We start from the raw sequence: 19,354 nt of genomic DNA on the forward strand, positions 1-19,354 counted from the left end.
ATTAGCAATTATTGAATATGAAAAATATATCTAAATTAATATTAGGGGTCTGTCTTTCTTCATCCGTTCTGATGACCGGATGTATTGAAGAAACGCTTCCTACCCAGGTGGCAACTGAAGACCAGTTAGGCTCGTCATCAAAAGCTACAGAAGCATTATTGTGGGCAATGCCTGCCTATTTTAATACATTCAGAGTATTACCCCAACGCCAGGACTATGACTGGGGATATGGTTCTATTATGCATATCCGTGATGTGATGACTGAAGATATGCCTATAGTATATAGTGGTAGTGGTTATGACTGGTATACCGGTTGGGAAATGAATAAAGCTCAAGGTGACAGTTACATGTATGCACAATTTCATTGGTGGTATTACTACAAGTTTGTACAGACGGCTAATAATATGATTGGTGCAGTAAATACAGAAACTGCTAATACCTTGCAATTAGGTTATTTAGGTGCTGGTCATGCATTCCGTGCATTGGCTTATCTGGATATGGCACAAATGTATGAATTTATGCCGGTTGAAGGTTTTTCTTCAGTGAACTCCAGCGGAAATGATGTATTGAACCTGACTGTGCCTATTGTGAAAGAAGGTATGACTGAAGCAGAAGCAAGAAATAACCCTCGCGTTACACGCCAAGTAATGGCTGAGTTTATTCTAGGGGATTTAAATAAAGCAGAAGAATATATTGTCAACTTAAAAATCACGACTAAGACACTGCCTCATCTGGATGTGGTATATGGTTTAAAGGCTCGTTACTATATGTGGCTGGGCGATTATGCCAATGCTAAGACTTATGCACGTAAAGCTATTGATGCAACGAGTGTTACTCCAATGACAGAAAATCAATGTCTAAGTACAACTAAAGGATTCAATGATCTTTCTTGTTGGATGTGGGGCTCACAACTAAAGGCTGAAGATGATCAGGTAAAGAGTGGTATTGCAACCTGGACTTCTTGGATGTCTAATGAAGCATCATATGGATATACTGGTGGAGAACCATTTTTAATGATTAATCGTACTATGTATGAAAGGATGAGCGATACGGATTTCCGCAAGAAAATCTGGAAAGCTCCTGCCGGTACTGCTCTGGAAGGAAAAACTCCATTTATAAATCAGGAAACAGGTGAAAAATTACCAGATTATGCATCTGTGAAGTTCCGTCCAAATGAAGGAAATACAAGTGTTAGTAATGTTGGTAATGCTGTTGCTTTCCCTATAATGCGTGTTGAAGAGATGTACTTTATCGAGGCTGAAGCTGCTGCCCATCTAAATGCTGTTGAAGGTAAACAGTTACTGGAAACATTCATGAAAAACTATCGTGATCCGAAATATGTATGTTCAAATAGTGATGTGGTTGAAGAAGTTGTATTTCAAAAACGTGTAGAACTATGGGGTGAAGGTTTGACATTCTATGATGTGAAGCGTCTGAATATGAGTGTTACTCGTGGTTACCCGGATACAAACTTCTATGACACTGCTCGTTTGAATACTAAGGGACGTCCGGCATGGATGAATATGAGTATCGTAAGACAAGAAAGCGATAATAACGAAGCACTGGTTGGTTTTGGTAATCCAGATCCTACAGACTTTTATAAACCTTGGATTAGCGAGTAAAACAGCTTTGAGTTTTAAATAAACTTGATTATAAATAAATTTACTAAAAATAGTTAGTATGAAAAAACTAAATACATATCTGCTGGTGCTGATGGGTGTATTTGCACTTACTTGGAGTGCATGTACCGACTCATACGATTATGACCCGGCAGAAGAAATTGCTGGTGCACAGGTCTATTTCTCGACCGCTATGCCGTCACAGGTTAATTTGGCTAAAAACGCAACTTCGTTCGATGTTACAGTAAGCCGTATAAATACTACTGAGGCTCTAACGGTAAATCTAACCGCAACAGATAAATCAGGCCTTTTTACAATTCCTACTACTGCAAATTTTGCAGCTGGCGCTGAAACTATAAAACTGTCAATCGGTTACGATCCTGATAAACTTGAATACGACGATTTTAAAGCAATCACTATTGCAATTGCAGATGCTAACCTTACAACACCTTATGGAACTTCCACTTATTCATTTAAAGCGGGTATTCCAGCACCGTGGACTTCGTTAGGTAATGCAATTTTCTCTGATGCTTTCTTATTTGAGAAAACTTATCAGGTAGAGCTACAACAAAACGATCTTGATCCTACGATGTATCGTTTGGTTGATCCGTATTCACAAGGCTTAGAAGCTGAGGGACTTTCAACTCATGGTGATCAATCACCTTATCTGACATTCCAGATTCTAAAGGCGGGCGATATGATCAATAAAGTCAAAATAACAACTGATGGTTTAGTACATTTTGATGCTTATTGTACAGGTTTCTATAATACTTCAAACGATTACAATAAGAATGTGGATGCGCATCATCCGTCAGATTTCACTAACTTTCAAGCTGAATCATTCTGGATGTATAGTACCGTTAAGGCTTATACGAAAGAGGGGAAACCTGCTATTGTTCAACTTGCTCCATACTACTATATGGATGGTCTTGGTGGTTGGGATCATTCTCAGGAGGACGGAGTTGTCAGAATTGCGTTCCCAGGAATTGTTCTTACTGATTATACTGCAGAGGTTGCTTATCTGGGACGTTATACAGATGTGTCCAATAAGAATTATGCCATTGCTAAAGTTACGCTTGGAGAAGATGTTGAATCTGCAAAGATAGCTTTGGTATCCGGTGAAGATATTGAAGCAGCTGCTAAAGGTATCATTGATGGTAGCATTAAGTCTGAGGAACTTACAGAGAGCGGTACTGTTACTCTTCCTTGTGATGAAGGTGGTGTTTACTCTTTTGTTGTTGTTACTTATGGTGGTGGTGAAGCTCAGGAAAATGCTTCTGCTACTTTCAATTTCTCTACAGGTGGAAGTCCGTTTGATGATTTGCTTCAAGGTACTTCAATTGATGATTATGTAGGCAATTGGCTTGTTCCGGCTGCGACATCTTCTGCATCTGGCAATTTAGCAGCTTCAGTTAAAAAAGCAGATAATCAAACCTTGGTTGTTAAAGGACTTTTGGGTGAGGAAGGCTATGACGATACTTTCTATTTGGATTATGATAAAGAAACTGGTTGGATTATTTTAGCTCCTCAGGATGTTGAACCGTATGATGGTTATGATGCAGTACTTGCATTGATCAATTCTTCTGCTGGAAAATTGACCACAAAAGAATATTTTATTGGTGGTTTGACGAAAGACGGAAAATTGACATTCTTGAATGCTGAGTCTAATACAGTTGAATGGGATTCATTTGGCTACTGTGCAATTACAGATAAAGGTGCAAGTTTATACTCACCATATTGTAAGTTGATATGGAGTCCTGTGAAGAAGCAATCAGCAGAAGTGAACACTAAATTGATGAAAGGATTTTCAATGCAGCCTTTACAGATGAATAAAAAATCGTTCTCCGCTGCAAAGAATATAAAGGTCGCTCAAACAATGGATGGCGTAATGGTTAAATGATAATGTTGAATAAACTTTTCTGGAGTATTGAGGCTCCTATGGAATAGTTCTATAAATGGGGGAATAAAAAGTGTTTCTATTAGAAGGCTTATTGTTCCCCCTCTTTTATTTATAGCGATTTAAAATATAAATTATTTTTAGAATATTGATACTAATATTTATGCCTATGAGAAAATTATTACTTTTATCTTGGCTACTCTTATGTAGTTTGATGGTCCGGGCGGCCCAGCGTTCTCCTGAAGAAGGACTCTCTATTGCACGCTCTTTCTTTATGCAATTCAACAATGCAACGACACGTAATGCTGCTGAAGTCCAGTTGGTTGCAGTTTCTAATGATTTGCTAAAATCTGCGTCTACCCGTAGTGTGGAAGGAACTGCTTTTTACATATACAATAATGGCCACTCAGCTTATGTCATTGTTTCTGGTGATGACCGTATGAAGCCTATCCTCGCCTATTCTGATAAGACTTGCTTCATGACAGAAAATTTGCCTACTAACCTTCTTGGTTGGCTAGAATATTATAACGCTGCTTATGAAAATATAGACAATGAAAAAAAAGCATCTATAGAACCTAAACTACTTACAAGAAAAAGTTTTCCTGCATCTGTATCTCCTTTATTAGGAGAAATAAACTGGAATCAGGATGCTCCATATAACGATGCTTGTCCAATTATTCAAGGACAACGTAGTGTTACTGGATGTGTGGCTACAGCAATGGCAATGATTTTAAAATATTACGAATATCCTGCAAAAGGGAAAGGTAACTATTCTTATACTTCCAATGGTGTCCGATATTCTTTTGATTATGAAAATACAACTTTCGACTGGAATGATATGTTGCCACAGTACATCAGTGGTAAATACTCTACAGAGCAAGCTAATGCTGTTGCACTATTAATGTACGCATGTGGTGTTTCTGTTGAAATGGAGTACTCTCCTTCCAGTTCCGGTGCTTATTCTTTTAAAGTAGGACAGGCTTTGATTGATTATTTCGGATATGATGAGAATCTTGGATATATATATCGTGAGTATTTTACTTCTGAGGAGTGGATGAACCTGATTAAGAAGGAAATTAGTGAAGGGCGACCGGTACTTTATAATGGGGCATCCAAAGATGTTGGACACGAATTTGTTTTTGATGGCTATGATACCCAAGATATGGTTCATGTCAATTGGGGTTGGGGTGGAGTTAATAATGGTTATTTCGAAGTAGCTTCTCTTGATCCGTCATCTCCGGGAATCGGCGGAGGAACGAATATAGGCGGTGGATTTATCTATCAACAGGGAATGATTACTGGATTTCAACCTCCTGTAGCAACATCAAGTTATACATCTCATTTCTACCTTTCGAAGTTGGAAGTTAGTAAAAATGAAGTTACCAAGGGGGAGAACTTTGATCTTACAATTACTGAGATGTATAACATGAGCACAACATTCAAGAATGGACAGTTGGGATTAATTGCTGAGAAAGATGGTAAACAGTCCGCTTTATGGAATATATCTTTGGGGAATGTTAAACCTAATTTTGGAACCAAAGGCCAAACCTTTTCAAACATAACTGTCCCCAGTACTTTAACTGACGGTACTTATGCATTGTATCTAGCAACCAAAGATTCACGTGAGACAGCTTGGAGTCGTGTACGTGGTAGTTATGGTTCTGAAACGCAATTTACACTCACTATATCTGGTAACAAATGTATTTTAGCTTTATTTGCTGGAAATTTGAACTTGAAAGAAGATTTAGATGGGAGTGTAGAGTCACTACATAATCTATATAGCGGTCGTAGAGGAGACTTCAAGATGTTGCTTTCCAATAAGAGTACAACGAGTGATTTTTATGGTTTAGCAGGTGTTCTGTTTATTACTGCCGATGAAGAGGCACAACTAATAAGCTTAGCCGGATATACCCAGTTAGAATTAAAACCAAGTGCCGAAAATAAAGAAATTAACATTTCTGGGAATTTAATATCTAACCTAACAGAAGCATCTAAAGGCATCCCAGCCGGGGATTATTTAATTTGTCCGGGAGTACAATGGGGAGAATATGTATATGGTATTGGAAAAGAATTGACTCCTGTCACTGTCAACAAAACCTCTGGAACATCTACCTTAATAGTGGAAAATGCACATTTAGAAGCAGATAAACTTCAAGTAGGAGAAAAACTTAAGTTATTGGCAGATTTGTCATTAAGTGGTACGGGTAATGTATATGATAAGACTTTGATGGCAGCAATCTTTGCTGTTGGCCAAGGTTCAACGTCTAACTTACACTATACAAATGTATTTGTAGAGAAAGGACAGACTGTTAATCTTGAAATGGAAATTGATCCGCAAATAGAGGAAGGAAACTATTATATCAATTTGTATAAACCTGAACTGCTGGGAGGATATGGAGGCGATCCACTGTGCAGACTTTATTTCTCTGTAGGACCTATAACCGGCATCGAAGATGAAATAACCTATAAAGATGGGATAATCATTTATCAACAACCGGTAGAAGATGTTCTTTATATTCGTACAAGCAATACTGCTCAAATGCTTTCTGTTTATAATCTATCTGGACAGGAGGTTATTAGGCAGAAAGAATCTGGAGATAAGAGAGAATACTCCGTTCCTGTTAGTGGATTGTCAGCCGGTTATTATATTGTAACTTTGCAGTCTGTCAATGGTAATACCTATAGAAGCAAGTTTATTAAGAAATAGGATATGCAATAAAAGAAATATGAAACTATTAAAAAGGCAAGATTTTTAATTTTAAGATTGTATTATTAGTAAATAATCTACACGTAAAATGCGAAGAATACTTTTATAAGATATTCTTCGCATTTTTGCATCAGAGTATTATGATTATAAGTAAATTATCTTACATAAAACAAGATTATAGCAACTTGAGGTTAATCCTAAATAATTCAGAAGTATAATAAACTTGTACCTATATTGCTGTTAATTAGATTTTTACTTTTCATAATAGTGTAATATTTGGTAGATCATATCAAGAATAAATGTAATGCAATAATATATATATATCTAATTATCAGTGTAATATATAGATACATCCTTCCTGACACACAGTTCTAGTTAAATGGTTATACAGCTGATATACAATGTTTTATTTTGGTTGTAGTCCTGCGAAGACTTTGCAGGTTTCGTATATTGGTATGCAGACACAAGAAGTGGCAATTAAACACAATCTAAAGATCGTGCTTAAGGCAGATGCTGCTATGCTTGATGAAGTAGTAGTAGTGGCTTATGGTGCTGCAAAAAAGAGCTCATTGACCGGTTCTGTTGAAATAGTAAAAGCTGATCAGTTATCCAAAGTACCGGTAAATAGTGTAGACCAGGCATTGCAAGGTAAAGCAGCAGGTGTGCAAGTAACTGCTGCAACTGGACGTCCAGGTGCCAGTGCTAATATTAAGATTCGTGGTACAAGTTCTATCTCAGCCGGTAGTGATCCACTATTCGTAATCGATGGTGTACCTGTTTCTTCTGCAGATTTTGCAGCACTAAACTCGAATGATATTGAATATATGTCTGTATTGAAGGACGCATCTGCAACCGCGATATACGGTTCCAGGGGTTCTAATGGTGTTATTCTTATCACAACCAAGAAAGGTCAAAGTGGTAAAACTACAATTGACTTAAAAGCTATCTTTGGAATTTCTACCAGAACCTTATCTGATAGTGATTTTACAATGATGAACGCACAGGAAAAACTGACTTATGAGCGTCAATTAGGCATTGGTCGCGGTTCATCAGGTGGAGCTAATGGTGGAGCAATGACTGATGCTGAAATTGCTGCTGCTCAGAACACAAACTGGGCTGATGAAATTTTCCGTACTGGTACTACACAATCTTATGAATTGAATGTGGCAGGAGGTACTGATGCAACTCGTTTCTATTTGTCAGGTCAATATTTTGATCAGGATGCTATAGTACCCGGTTCTTATCTTAGAAGAAGTACACTACGTGCCAATCTTGAGCATAAGATTAAAGATGTGGTGAAAATTGGTTTTAATTCTTCTGCTGGTATTTCCAAGGAAGGTTTATTGAGAACAGACCGTAATGCTTTAAATCCGTTCAACTACATATTTAATGCTAATCCTTATGATGCTCCTTATAACGAAGATGGTAGCTACAATACTGATATGAAGGTTGCTGGTAATCAAATTAATATCTTCGAGAATGTTGCTAATAATCCTTCAAGTTTAAGTAAACTTAAAATTATTGCAGCTTTCAATTTTGAATGGAAAATTTGGGATCAACTCAAGTATACAACGGTAGCGGGTATAGACTTTACCCAATATCAAAACTACCAATTTAATAAGCCCGAATCTCAGTTATCACAAATTTTAGGTTCGCCTTATGGATATCGCAACGATCGTATCCAGCAACGTTCTACTTGGGTATGGACAAACATGTTGAGTTATGACAAAACCTTTAATGAAGTTCATGCAATAAAAGCCGCTGCTGCAATGGAGGCTCAATCCAGCCATTACCGTACATTAACTGCCTCTGTTAGTGGCTTTGCTACTGGCAAATTGGATGCAATTTCCGTTGGAGCTACAGATAAAGATGTAGCAGGAAATACCACTGACTGGAGAATGCTTTCGTATCTGGCAACAGCTGGTTATACTTATGACAGTAAATACATTATTGATGCAGCTATTCGTTGGGACGGTTCTTCACGCTTTGGAGCAGATAACCAATATGGTATGTTCTGGGCTGTAGGTTTAGGTTGGAACATGGAACGTGAATCATTCTTGCAAGATGTAAGCTGGCTTACTCGTTTGAAAGTACGTGGCAGTGTAGGTACCAGTGGTAATAATAATATTGGTGATTATGCGGCACAAGGAGTATATGGTTATGGTAGCTATAATGGTGCATCAACTGCTTATCCTGCGCGCTTACCGAATCCTAATCTGTCTTGGGAAAAGAGTATGCAAGCATCTGTGGGTTTGGATGCATCTTTGTTCGACTCACGCTTAAACGTTACATTTGATGTTTATCAACGTAAAACAACCGATTTATTACTTTCAACTCGTTTGTCTATGACTTCAGGTTTTTCAAGTCGTATTGATAATGTTGGTGAATTAATGAATAAGGGATATGAATTTTCTATCAATGGTGACCTCATTAGAACAAATGATTGGAAACTAACTTTAAACGGAATGATTTCTCAAAATAAGAATGAAATCAAGAAGCTATACAAAGGAAATGATATTTCTATTGGTTGGAATAACTTGATTAAAGAAGGTTATCCTATCAATATCTACAAAATGGTACGTTGGGCTGGAGTAAATCCTGCTAATGGTGATGCGTTGTATTATACTGCAGATGGTAAAATTACCAATACATACAATTCAAATGACGCTGTCGTTTTGGATGGTAAGACTCCTGATCCGAAATATTTTGGTTCATTCGGTGCAAATCTTTCATATAAAGGATGGGAATTAGCCGCTGATTTTTATTTCTCTGGTGGAAACTATATTTATAATCATATCCGTTTCTTTACGGAAAGTGATGGAGCACAGTATGGTAATAATCAAGATAAAAGCATGCTGTATGATCAATGGAAAAATCCGGGAGATATAACCAATGTACCTAAACAAAGTATAAACAATAGCTCTTATCAATCTACCAGATATTTGGAAGATGCATCTTATTTGCGTTTGAGAAATTTGACCTTGGCATACACTTTCCCAAAACAATGGCTTAAGGTAGCCCATGTAGAGAAGTTACGACTTTTTGCACAAGGTTTGAATCTGTTTACTGTAACAGGATTTAAAGGACTTGACCCTGAGGTAGGTGATTCACCAGCAGGTACAGGTACAGGTGCCACAGGTGGTGTGCTTGACTTTAGCTACCCGGCTTCCAGAACAATCATGTTCGGTATTGAAATAGGTTTCTAATTATTTATGAATTTCAAAAAAAGACACTCGTATGAAATTAATTAAAAAAACAATAATACCAGCAGTTGCTCTTTTTAGTTTGTCATTGACCGGATGTTCTGGTTTCTTGGATACCACTCCTCATGATTCTCTAAATAGCGACAATGCACTAGAGTCTATACAAGACTTTGATAATACGACCAATAGTGTATATGAATCAATTCGGTCGGCATCTTATACTACAGAATTTATGTTGATGGTGCCGGATGTTATGTCTGATAATCTAACGTTGAATCGTGATGGACGCTTGATTTACAATGAGTTTGCCGATTTTAAATTTTATGCCGACACATATGGAGTGACAGGAATGTGGTCTGCTGCTTATAATGGTATTTTAGGTGCTAATGAAGTTATTACCCGTCTGGATGGCATGGAAACAGCTGAAGCAGACAAAAAATTAGCTGCCAACCTACTGGCCGAATGTCTTGCTTTACGTGGCATGATACATTTTGACTTGGTACGTTTATATGGTAGAAACTATCAGCAAGCTTCTGATAGCGATTTAGGAGTTACCTATAAAAAAGATACGGAAACCACTTTTCCGGCACGTAATACTGTGAAAGAAGTATATACATGGCTGGTGGAAGATTTGGAAAGAGCAAAAGGGTTGATGACTGATGATTATAATACTAAAATCAATTATCGATTGAATAAGAAATCTGTTTGTGCTATCCTGGCGCGCGTGTATCTGACGATGGGTGAGAATCAATTGGCTGTAACAAATGCAACAGCGGCTATTGCAGGTGATGGTTCTGATATGGCAGATACTCAAGGTTTCAGTAAAGTATATACTACCAGTATGGCAGTTCCTGAAGTCTTATTCCGCATAGCACTTAAATCAGATGATGGAATTTTGCCTGGTAACAGCTGGGGACAGGGTGCTACAACCAGTTATGTAGGTAATTATTCTGTTTCTTGCGGATTAAGAGAACTGTATTCAACAACTGACTGTCGTAATTCTGTTATCAAAATGGTTACCAGCGAAAGTGGTGATTGTAATATGGTATGGAAGTGGGCTAATGGTGGTGCTTCTGCCGGTCTGGTTGATATTCCTCTTATACGTACTGCAGAAATGTACTTGGCCCGTGCAGAAGCTAATTACAATTTGAAGCAATATGCTCCTGCTTTGGCAGACTTGAATATTGTACGCTCAAAACGTTATTCAGATTATGAAGAAGGTAATGAAAGTGGTGAGAGCCTGGAAAAAGCAATCCAATTACAAAGACGTTTAGAATTGGCATTTGAGGGGCACCGCTTCTTTGACCTGAAACGTAGACATGAAGATGTAGAACGTGACGGTTTAGGTTTCCTAGCAGATGGTACTGGTGCTCCCGCTGGTGCTCAGGAAGTATCAGCTGATAGTCCTTACTATCTCTTACCTATTCCACAAAGTGAAATAGATGCTAATGAGAATATGGTTCAAAACAAGTATTAATTTCTAAAAACGGAAACAAATGAAAAAATTGACATATTTAATATTGGCTGCCGGATTGTTGTTTGCTTTTGCCGCATGCGATGATAACGAACCGCAATCGTTCAGAGCGGCAGACTCTAATGCAAGCTTTCCGACTACGACAGCTTCTGTAGACGAGAATGCTACCGAACCGCTCGAAATTCCCCTTGCTTTAGCAGGGATTAAAGGCAGTGGAAAGGTAATAGTAACCCTTACGGCTTCTTCTGAAGGAGAAAGTAATCCAGCTATTGAAGGGACTGACTTTGTTATTGAAAACAAAGAAATAGTTTTCGAAGATGGTTGTGGAATACAAAATGTAATTGTACGACCGATAGATAATGATATTTTTACCGGAAAGAAAACTTTCAGAATTATAATCTCAGCAACATCTCCTAAATTATTGGAATCTGCACAGAATAGTGTTCTTGTTACGATTGTCGATGATGAACATCCATGGGCAGCTATAATCGGAACCCATAATATGACCGGTATTTCTGCTTTCGATGAAGTTACTCCGGTTAGTGTTCCGGCTTTAATTACTGCTTCTGATGAAGATACTAACGTATTGAATGTGGACTTTGGTTATGGAACTCTTGCAAAGATGAGTGTGGAAGAAGTTGATGGTGAAATTGTAGTTACAATGAAAGATAACCAATACATAGGTCCGATGCCTAAACCTACAGGTGCATGGAATCGGTACTTCAGAGCTACCCACGTAGAAGGCGAAGACTTGTATACCATGGGGGCTTTAGTCGGAATCTTTGATAATGGAGTGATCACATTTGAATATGGATTTGGATTCCAGGCAATTCATCCGACCACAGGTGCATCTGGTGGCTTCTTTACCTTACTAATGGATGGCGTTATATCTACGAAAGTAAATTAAATCCTTCCCTATAGTCATTTAAAATAAGGTCACCTATTGTTAGGGTGACCTTATTTTGTTTAAAATCAATGATATGATAAAGAAAAGATTACTCTTGATTTGTTTCTGGTGCAACATCTTCTGCTGGATGTATGCTGCTCCTTTTAGCTTTCTTGAAACAACAGTTACTCAACCTGATGGAAGTCAATTAACGCTATACGCTTCAGGGGATGAGTTTTACCATTGGGTGCATGACAAAGATGGTTATACTGTATTGCAAGGAGAAGATGGTTACTGCTATTATGCCGAAAAAAATGATATGGGAGAATTGATTCCTTCACCGTTTTTAGTAGGAAAAACATCGATAACTGATACGAAGCTCAAACCTTGGTTGAAAATTTCCAAAGAAAAATATGATGTTCGTCGTGAACGTTTGCAACCTTTATCACGGACAAGGGGAATGTTTCAACCTCAATACGCTTCTCATAAAAAACCTCTGAATAATATTGTAATATTTATATCTTTTCAGGATGCTACTACTTTCTCAAAAAAGAGAAGTGTATACGACAGTCGTTTTAACAGTACTACCTCTTCTACAGGTTCTCTTAAAGATTATTACTTAGAAGTTTCTTATGATAATTTGACTATCCAGTCTCATTTCTTTCCACATGCTGATTTAGAAGCTAATAATGTAGGATATGTAGATTTTCATAACAGAGGTTTCTACCGGGCTTATAATGCAACGACTAATCCGGATGGATATAAAACTAGTGAAGAGTCTACAATGAGAGAACATAATCTTGTTCAGAATGCAGTTGATGCAATGAGAAGTATTATTGAACAAGAGTTTACTCCAGATGAAATAGATAATGATAATGACGGATATGTTGATAATATCTGTTTTGTTATTCAGGGAAATAGTGACGGATGGAGTGATCTATTATGGGCACATCGTTGGTCACTTTATACAAAAGAATGCTATATACATGGCAAGCGTGTAATGGATTATGTTTTTCAACCGGAAAACCAAGTAACCGTTAATACCCTCTGCCATGAAATGTTTCATGCCTTAGGGGCTCCGGACTTATATCATTATAGTGAAGAAAGTAAAAGTCTAGACCCTGTTGGTGCTTGGGATTTAATGAATAGTGGCTGGTGCCATATGGGAGCCTACATGAAGTGGATGTATGCAGGTAAAAGTTGGATTACTGAAATTCCGGAAATTACGACTACCGGTAGATATTCATTAGTTCCCCTTTCTCAAGGTCCGGATAACTCTTGTTACAAAATAAATTCATCCAATGCGAATGAATACTATGTTTTGGAATATAGAAAGAAAGAAGGAAAATACGAAAAGAACATTCCAAGATCCGGTTTATTAATTTATAGAATCAATACAACTGTATCTAATGGTAACCGGAATGGTCCTCCTGATGAGGTCTATATCTATCGCCCTTATGGTTCCTTAGTTGAAAATGGTTTTCTAGATGAAGCTGCTTATCAAACAAACGCTGGAGCAGTTATGACGGATAAAACTTATCCGAAACCTTTCTTATCTGATGATAGTGATGGAGGATTACGTATCACAAACTTAGTTGTTGAGAATGATAAACTTAGTTTTGATATTAATATCACTACTACAGGTGTTGAATCAGAACAAGAAACAAGTTCTTTCAAAATATATCTGGAAAGCAAAACGTTAATAATTCATTCCAATGAGTTAATTAAGGATATCGTTATTACAGACCTCTCTGGAAGAGGTGTTATGAAATGGGATAATATAACTCAACCAATATCATTGCAACAGCTTTCTTCTGGAGTCTATATTGTTTCTGTTACTTTAGCTAATGATACGACGTATCAACAAAAAATCATTTTAAAATAATAATAGTATGGCGTCTATTTCTAATAAGATAATTGTATTGTGCTGCTGCTTTGTAAGCACTACTTTTGTTTGGGGGCAAAATGGTAAACATTTTGTTTTTCCCGAATATCAAGAAGGGCAGATTGTTTATAAAAACAAGAAAGTTAACAAAGTAGAGTTGAATTATAACAAGGCAACTGAAGAAATGGTCTATACTGGTTCTGACGGTAAGAAAATGGCTCTTCATCCTATTGACCAAATTGATACTATCTATTTTGAAAAGAGGAGTTTTATTCCTTCAGGAAATAGTTTTGAAGAAGTTTTATTGTCAGGAAAGTATCCTTTGTATGCATCCTATCACTGTCGTTTGAGTATTGGTGCTCAAAATATTGGTTATGGTAGTTCTTCTACAACGGCTATTGATAATATTTCCTCTCTTAATACGGGTGGAGAAATGTATCAGTTGAAATTACCAGAAAATTATAAAGTGGAACCATATACTATATACACCATAGAAATAAATGGAAAACGTGAGCGTTTTAGGAGAATAAAAGAAGTTATAAAAATATTCCCTGAACGAAAGAAAGAAATCATGAATTTTCAGAAAAAGAATAAGTTGAAGAATGATAACGAGGGGATTATCCAGTTAATTCAATATATTTCTTCTCTGTGATTTAGTTGGTTCTGATAGAAATAGTGGACTTTACAATAAATAAATTATACATAAAGCGGGAGGCATATTCTAAATGATATGCTTCCCGTTTTTGTTTTGGATTACAGCTATATAGATAATTATTTTCCAACAATATGCTATATAAAAGACTTTTAGTTGTAATTTAATAATGCAAATCACAATTAAATATCTATTTATATGTCTAATAATTAGTAAGTTAGATTTATTATTAGGATATATGTGGTAGATCATTATGATAATTATATTAATATATATGTCTTATAATCAATACAATAGTATATGCAAATATTCGATTTATGGGTTCTTCTCGTTTTGGTAAATCGCTTATAATTAGATTAATAGCTATATTGTAGTCCTGCGAAGACTTTGCAGATTTCGTACATTGGAATGCAAGCACAAGAAGTGGGTATTAAACCTACTGTGAAGGTTATTATGAAGTCTGATGCTGAGATGCTTGACGAAGTAATGGTGGTTGCTTATGGTACCGCAAAAAAATCTCAGTTTACGGGATCTGCTTCTACTATTAAAGCGGATAAAATAGCAGAGCGTCAGGTTTCCAATATATCGAATGCACTTTCGGGACAGGTAGCCGGTGTACAGACTACAAGTGGCAATGGACAGCCGGGTACAGGCTCTACTGTACGTATTCGTGGTGTTGGTTCTTTGTCTGCAAGTAACAATCCGTTGTATGTAGTGGATGGCGTTCCTTATGATGGTGATATTTCAGCTATCAACTCACAGGATATTGAGAGCTTGACGGTATTAAAGGATGCTGCTTCTAATGCATTGTATGGTGCACGTGGTGCCAATGGTGTAATCTTGGTGACTACCAAAAAAGGAGCTACAGGAAAAGCAACTGTAAATCTGGATGCTAAGTGGGGTACTAACCGTCGCGGTGTGTCTAACTATGATGTTATGACTTCTTCTCAGGAATATGTGGAGAACTACTACACTGCAATGTTGAATGGCTATGCTGGTGGAGATCCCAATAGAGTATTGTCTAATGGAATGACTGGTAATCAGTATATTAATTCATTACTGTTTTCTAAGGATGGTTTGGGATACCCTGTTTACACAGTACCTAATGGTGAGGGATATATAGGTGTAGACGGTAAGCTTAATCCGAATGCCACACTGGGTCGGGTGTATGGAGATTACTATATTACTCCTGATAACTGGGAAAAAGAATTGCTTGATAATGGCAACTTGCGTCAGGAATATAACGTAAATATTAGCGGTTCTACTGAAAAAATGAACTATTATATGTCAGCCGGTTATTTGGATGACAGCGGTCTTATTCCAGGTTCATCATTCTCACGCCTTTCATTCCGCCTGAAAGCTGATTATCAAGTGAAAGAATGGTTAAAAGTAGGTGCGAATGTTGCTTACTCTAATATTGTGAGTCGTTATCCTGATGAACAAACTACTTCCGGAAGTTCTACTAACTTATTTTATATAACTAATAACATTGCTCCTATCTACCCTTTGTATATCCGCAATGCGGATGGAAGCATCAAGAAAGACTCTCGCGGCTTTACGATGTATGATTATGGTAATGGTATGTATACAGATGGTACTACTGCATTGAATCGTCCGTTCCTTTCTCAATCTAATCCGGCATCTGCTTTGCAGTTGGATAAGAATGAGTATAATATGGATATCTTGAGTGGACGTGCTTTTGTAGAAGTATCTATTATTGAAGGATTGAAAGCAACTGCTAATTGGGGTATGGATCTGGATAATACGCGTTACAATGAATTGATCAATCCTTACTATGGACAGTATGCTGGTAATACCGGTGGTGTAGTAGGCGTTTCTCACAGTCGTGTATTCAGTATTAACCAACAGTATTTATTGACTTATAAGAAGAACTTCGGTGATCATAACATTGATTTACTGGCCGGTTTTGAATCTTATGATTATAAAAATCAATCATTGTCCGGTAGCAAACAAAAAGTCTACAACCCGACTATTGTAGAATTGAATAATGCTATTAATACTCCGAGTACAAACTCCAGTACTGCTAATTATGCTACAGCAGGTTTCTTGTTCCGTGCTCAATATGACTATCTGGAAAAATACTTTGCAAGTGCTTCTTTCCGTCGCGATGCTTCTTCACGTTTCCATCCGGATAACCGCTGGGGTAACTTCTGGTCTGTCGGTTTAGGTTGGCTAATGAACAAAGAATCATTCCTGCAGAATGTATCTTGGATTGATATGTTGAAGTTCAAAATCAGTTATGGTGCACAGGGTAATGACAATATTGGTAATTACTATGCTTATCTGGATCAATATACGGTTTCTAACAGTAATAATGATTTTGCCTTGGCTCTTTCTTATAAAGGTAATAAAGATATCACTTGGGAAACTTCTCACAGTTTCAATACAGGCTTTGACTTCGAGTTTTTTAAAGGACGTTTGAGCGGTACTGTTGAATACTTCAGTCGTAAAACTACCGATATGTTGTACAATAAGCCAATGAACGCTTCTGCCGGTTATGCCAGTATTCCAATGAATGTGGGTTCTATGACTAATAAAGGTGTTGAGTTAGATTTGAACGGATTATTGATTGATACAAATGATTTGACCTGGCGCTTGAATTTTAACTTGACTCATTTCAAAAACACCATTAATGAATTGGATCCTTCATTGAATGGTGAGATGATCAGTGGTAGCTATATTTATCGTGAGGGTGAATCCAGATATCAATTCTATCTGCGTAAGTATGCAGGTGTAGATGAAAATGGAGTTGCGCAATACTACAAGGATATTACGGATGCGGAAGGCAATGTAACCGGACAAGAAAAAACTACGGATGCTCCGAATGCTACCCGTTATGCAACCGGCGATATTTTGCCGAAAGTATATGGTGGTTTCGGAACGAGCTTGAATGCGTATGGATTTGATTTCTCTATCTCTTTTGCTTATCAGCTGGGTGGACGCATGTACGACAATGGCTATGCATCTTTGATGAATTCAGGTACCGATCCTGGTCAAAACTGGCATAAGGATATCTTGAAAGCTTGGACTGCTGATAATAAAGGCTCTAATATTCCTCGTTTGAGTGCAACGGACCAGTATGCCAACTATTTGTCTGATCGTTTCCTTACTAAGTCTGACTATTTGAGTATCAATAGCATAACTGTGGGATATACTTTGCCAAAAAGCTGGGTGCGTTCATTGAACATTAGTTCATTGCGTGTTTATATGTCAGCTGACAATGTTGCTCTGTTCAGTAAGCGTAAAGGTTTCGACCCTCGTCAGAGCTATACAACTGCCAGTGCAGACGTATATTCTCCTATCCGTGCTATTTCGGGTGGTTTATCACTTTCATTTTAATCTAAAACAAATATAGAATTATGAAGATTAATAAATATATATTACTGCTTTCTGCAACCATGGTGGTGGCTTCTTGTGATCTCGATAAGTTCCCTGAAGGAAGTACCGTGACACAAGACCAGAAAAATGAGGTGGTTGAGTTGTTGCCAGACCGTATTTCTTCTGAACTGAACGGTTTGAAAACTGGTCTTTATTCTCATACAAACTTGTTGACCGATTATAATAACCACATGGACTATGGTTTTCCGGCAGCTTGTATGATTTATGAAACAGCCGGACAGGATTTGTTGACTTTGAATGACCAGACCGGTTATAATAAGTTTATCAGTTCTCAACGCTTATTAGACAGAAACATTACATCTACATTTAATGCTTTTCTGTGGAAGCTATATTATAAGCACATGAAAACTGCTAATGATATTCTTAAAGCTATTCCAGCAGATGCGACAGATGCTGCTTTAAAGAAGTATCGTGGTCAGTCATTGGCCTCACGTGCTTTCGATTATTTGCAGCTTATTCAGACTTATCAGTTGACTTACATCGGTCACGAAACTGCTAATGGTGTACCTTTGGTATTGGAAACAACCTCTGATACTGAGTTAATGAATAATCCGCGTGCAAGTGTACAACAGGTATATAGCCGCATTATGGAAGATCTGGATGAGGCCATTACTTTGTTGACCGGTGCCTCTGCACGTGCCGATAAAGCTGAAATATCAGTAGAAGTAGCCTATGGTTTGCGTGCCCGTGCCAACTTGTTGATGGGTAAGTGGTCAGCAGCAGCTTCTGATGCAGCTAAAGCTTATGGTACTTCTGCCCCTTATTCTGTTGCAGATGTAAGCCAACCGACTTTCTACAATGCTACAGATAATTCATGGATCTGGGGTATCGTAGTGACTACGGAAGATTATCTGGCAAAAACCGGTATTGTGAACTGGCCTTCTAATCTTTGTTCACTGACGGGCATGGGATATACAACGGCTGCCAGTGCTACCGACGTAGCTTACCGTCTCATCAACAAGAATTTGTGGGCTAAGATACCGGAAACGGATGTACGTAAGGGCTGGTGGGTAGATGAAGATCTGCACTCGCCTGTTCTGGATAATGGACTTGGTGAAGACTATGCTTACTATTGGGCAAACGGTATGTTTAATGGTGGAACTTTCCCCAGTAAATTTTCTCCTTATACAAATGTGAAGTTTGGTCCTGACAATGGAACTTTTGCAGATACGGACAATGCACAAGACTGGCCTTTGATGCGTGTTGAAGAAATGAAATTGATTGAAGCAGAAGCTCTTGGACGGGATAACTTAGCTGTAGGTAAACAGAAATTGGAAGAGTTCGTAAGACAATATCGTGATCCGTCTTATACTTGCACAGCAGGTTCTTTGGATGCATTTATCGATGAAGTTTGGTTCCAACGTCGTGTTGAACTTTGGGGTGAAGGTTTTGCATTATTTGATATCTTGCGTTTAAAGAAACCTATTATCCGTCAAGGAGCTAACTATCCTATCAACAGTACATTTGCTGAAATTGCTGCTGAAGCTCCTATCATGATTTACCGTATTCCTGAAGCTGAAACATCAGTGAACAGTGCTATTACAGAGGCTGACAATAATCCTGCTGCAATGGCTCCAACTCCGGTGAACTAATAAGTAAATAGAAAAAGGG

General features: G+C 37.7%; 9 protein-coding genes and 1 pseudogene. All 10 read left to right on the forward strand.

The genetic code is table 11. The features are described 5' to 3' along the window. The first annotated feature begins 17 nt into the window (after window positions 1-17). The 10 genes and pseudogenes from DWW10_RS05850 (at window position 18) to DWW10_RS05895 (ending at window position 19,335) form a co-directional block, all read left to right on the forward strand. On the forward strand, window positions 18-1,622 hold the full coding sequence (locus tag DWW10_RS05850) for a RagB/SusD family nutrient uptake outer membrane protein (RefSeq protein WP_118421539.1): 1,605 nt from the start codon (window positions 18-20) through the stop codon (window positions 1,620-1,622). 58 nt (window positions 1,623-1,680) lie between these two features. Beyond that, window positions 1,681-3,519, forward strand: a complete 1,839-nt coding sequence (locus DWW10_RS05855) for a hypothetical protein (RefSeq protein WP_118421540.1) — start codon at window positions 1,681-1,683, stop codon at window positions 3,517-3,519. Between the two features lie 166 nt (window positions 3,520-3,685). Then, complete coding sequence (locus DWW10_RS05860; RefSeq protein ID WP_118421562.1) at window positions 3,686-6,223, forward strand: C10 family peptidase; 2,538 nt, start codon at window positions 3,686-3,688, stop codon at window positions 6,221-6,223. Between the two features lie 401 nt (window positions 6,224-6,624). Further along, window positions 6,625-9,429, forward strand: coding sequence for a SusC/RagA family TonB-linked outer membrane protein (locus DWW10_RS05865; RefSeq protein WP_118421541.1), 2,805 nt, complete (start codon window positions 6,625-6,627; stop codon window positions 9,427-9,429). 31 nt (window positions 9,430-9,460) lie between these two features. After that, the gene (locus tag DWW10_RS05870) at window positions 9,461-10,903 is read left to right on the forward strand and encodes a RagB/SusD family nutrient uptake outer membrane protein (RefSeq protein WP_022391683.1); all 1,443 of its coding nucleotides are present in this window, start codon (window positions 9,461-9,463) and stop codon (window positions 10,901-10,903) included. Between the two features lie 19 nt (window positions 10,904-10,922). Continuing rightward, window positions 10,923-11,807, forward strand: a complete 885-nt coding sequence (locus tag DWW10_RS05875) for a Calx-beta domain-containing protein (protein WP_022391682.1) — start codon at window positions 10,923-10,925, stop codon at window positions 11,805-11,807. A gap of 73 nt (window positions 11,808-11,880) precedes the next feature. Next, window positions 11,881-13,671 (forward strand): M6 family metalloprotease domain-containing protein, encoded by a 1,791-nt coding sequence (locus DWW10_RS05880; protein WP_259320426.1) that lies wholly within the window; start codon window positions 11,881-11,883, stop codon window positions 13,669-13,671. Between the two features lie 7 nt (window positions 13,672-13,678). Then, window positions 13,679-14,323 carry a hypothetical protein gene (locus DWW10_RS05885; protein ID WP_022391680.1) on the forward strand — a complete coding sequence of 215 codons (645 nt, stop codon included), beginning with the start codon at window positions 13,679-13,681 and terminating at the stop codon, window positions 14,321-14,323. Window positions 14,324-14,695: 372 nt separating this feature from the next. Continuing rightward, a pseudogene (locus DWW10_RS05890) lies at window positions 14,696-17,683 on the forward strand (SusC/RagA family TonB-linked outer membrane protein); the annotation flags it as partial. A gap of 20 nt (window positions 17,684-17,703) precedes the next feature. Further along, complete coding sequence (locus DWW10_RS05895; RefSeq protein WP_022391678.1) at window positions 17,704-19,335, forward strand: RagB/SusD family nutrient uptake outer membrane protein; 1,632 nt, start codon at window positions 17,704-17,706, stop codon at window positions 19,333-19,335. The last annotated feature ends 19 nt before the right edge of the window (window positions 19,336-19,354 follow it).

It is taken from the genome of Bacteroides intestinalis, from assembly GCF_003464595.1.
In the GTDB taxonomy this organism is placed as follows: Bacteria; Bacteroidota; Bacteroidia; order Bacteroidales; family Bacteroidaceae; genus Bacteroides; species Bacteroides intestinalis_A.

Coding starts and splice junctions, on each gene's coding strand:
- DWW10_RS05880 (WP_259320426.1), top strand. CDS start 11,881: ATGATAAAGAAAAGATTACTCTTGATTTGTTTCTGGTGCAACATCTTC.
- DWW10_RS05860 (WP_118421562.1), top strand. CDS start 3,686: ATGAGAAAATTATTACTTTTATCTTGGCTACTCTTATGTAGTTTGATG.
- DWW10_RS05850 (WP_118421539.1), top strand. CDS start 18: ATGAAAAATATATCTAAATTAATATTAGGGGTCTGTCTTTCTTCATCC.
- DWW10_RS05895 (WP_022391678.1), top strand. CDS start 17,704: ATGAAGATTAATAAATATATATTACTGCTTTCTGCAACCATGGTGGTG.
- DWW10_RS05875 (WP_022391682.1), top strand. CDS start 10,923: ATGAAAAAATTGACATATTTAATATTGGCTGCCGGATTGTTGTTTGCT.
- DWW10_RS05865 (WP_118421541.1), top strand. CDS start 6,625: ATGTTTTATTTTGGTTGTAGTCCTGCGAAGACTTTGCAGGTTTCGTAT.
- DWW10_RS05885 (WP_022391680.1), top strand. CDS start 13,679: ATGGCGTCTATTTCTAATAAGATAATTGTATTGTGCTGCTGCTTTGTA.
- DWW10_RS05870 (WP_022391683.1), top strand. CDS start 9,461: ATGAAATTAATTAAAAAAACAATAATACCAGCAGTTGCTCTTTTTAGT.
- DWW10_RS05855 (WP_118421540.1), top strand. CDS start 1,681: ATGAAAAAACTAAATACATATCTGCTGGTGCTGATGGGTGTATTTGCA.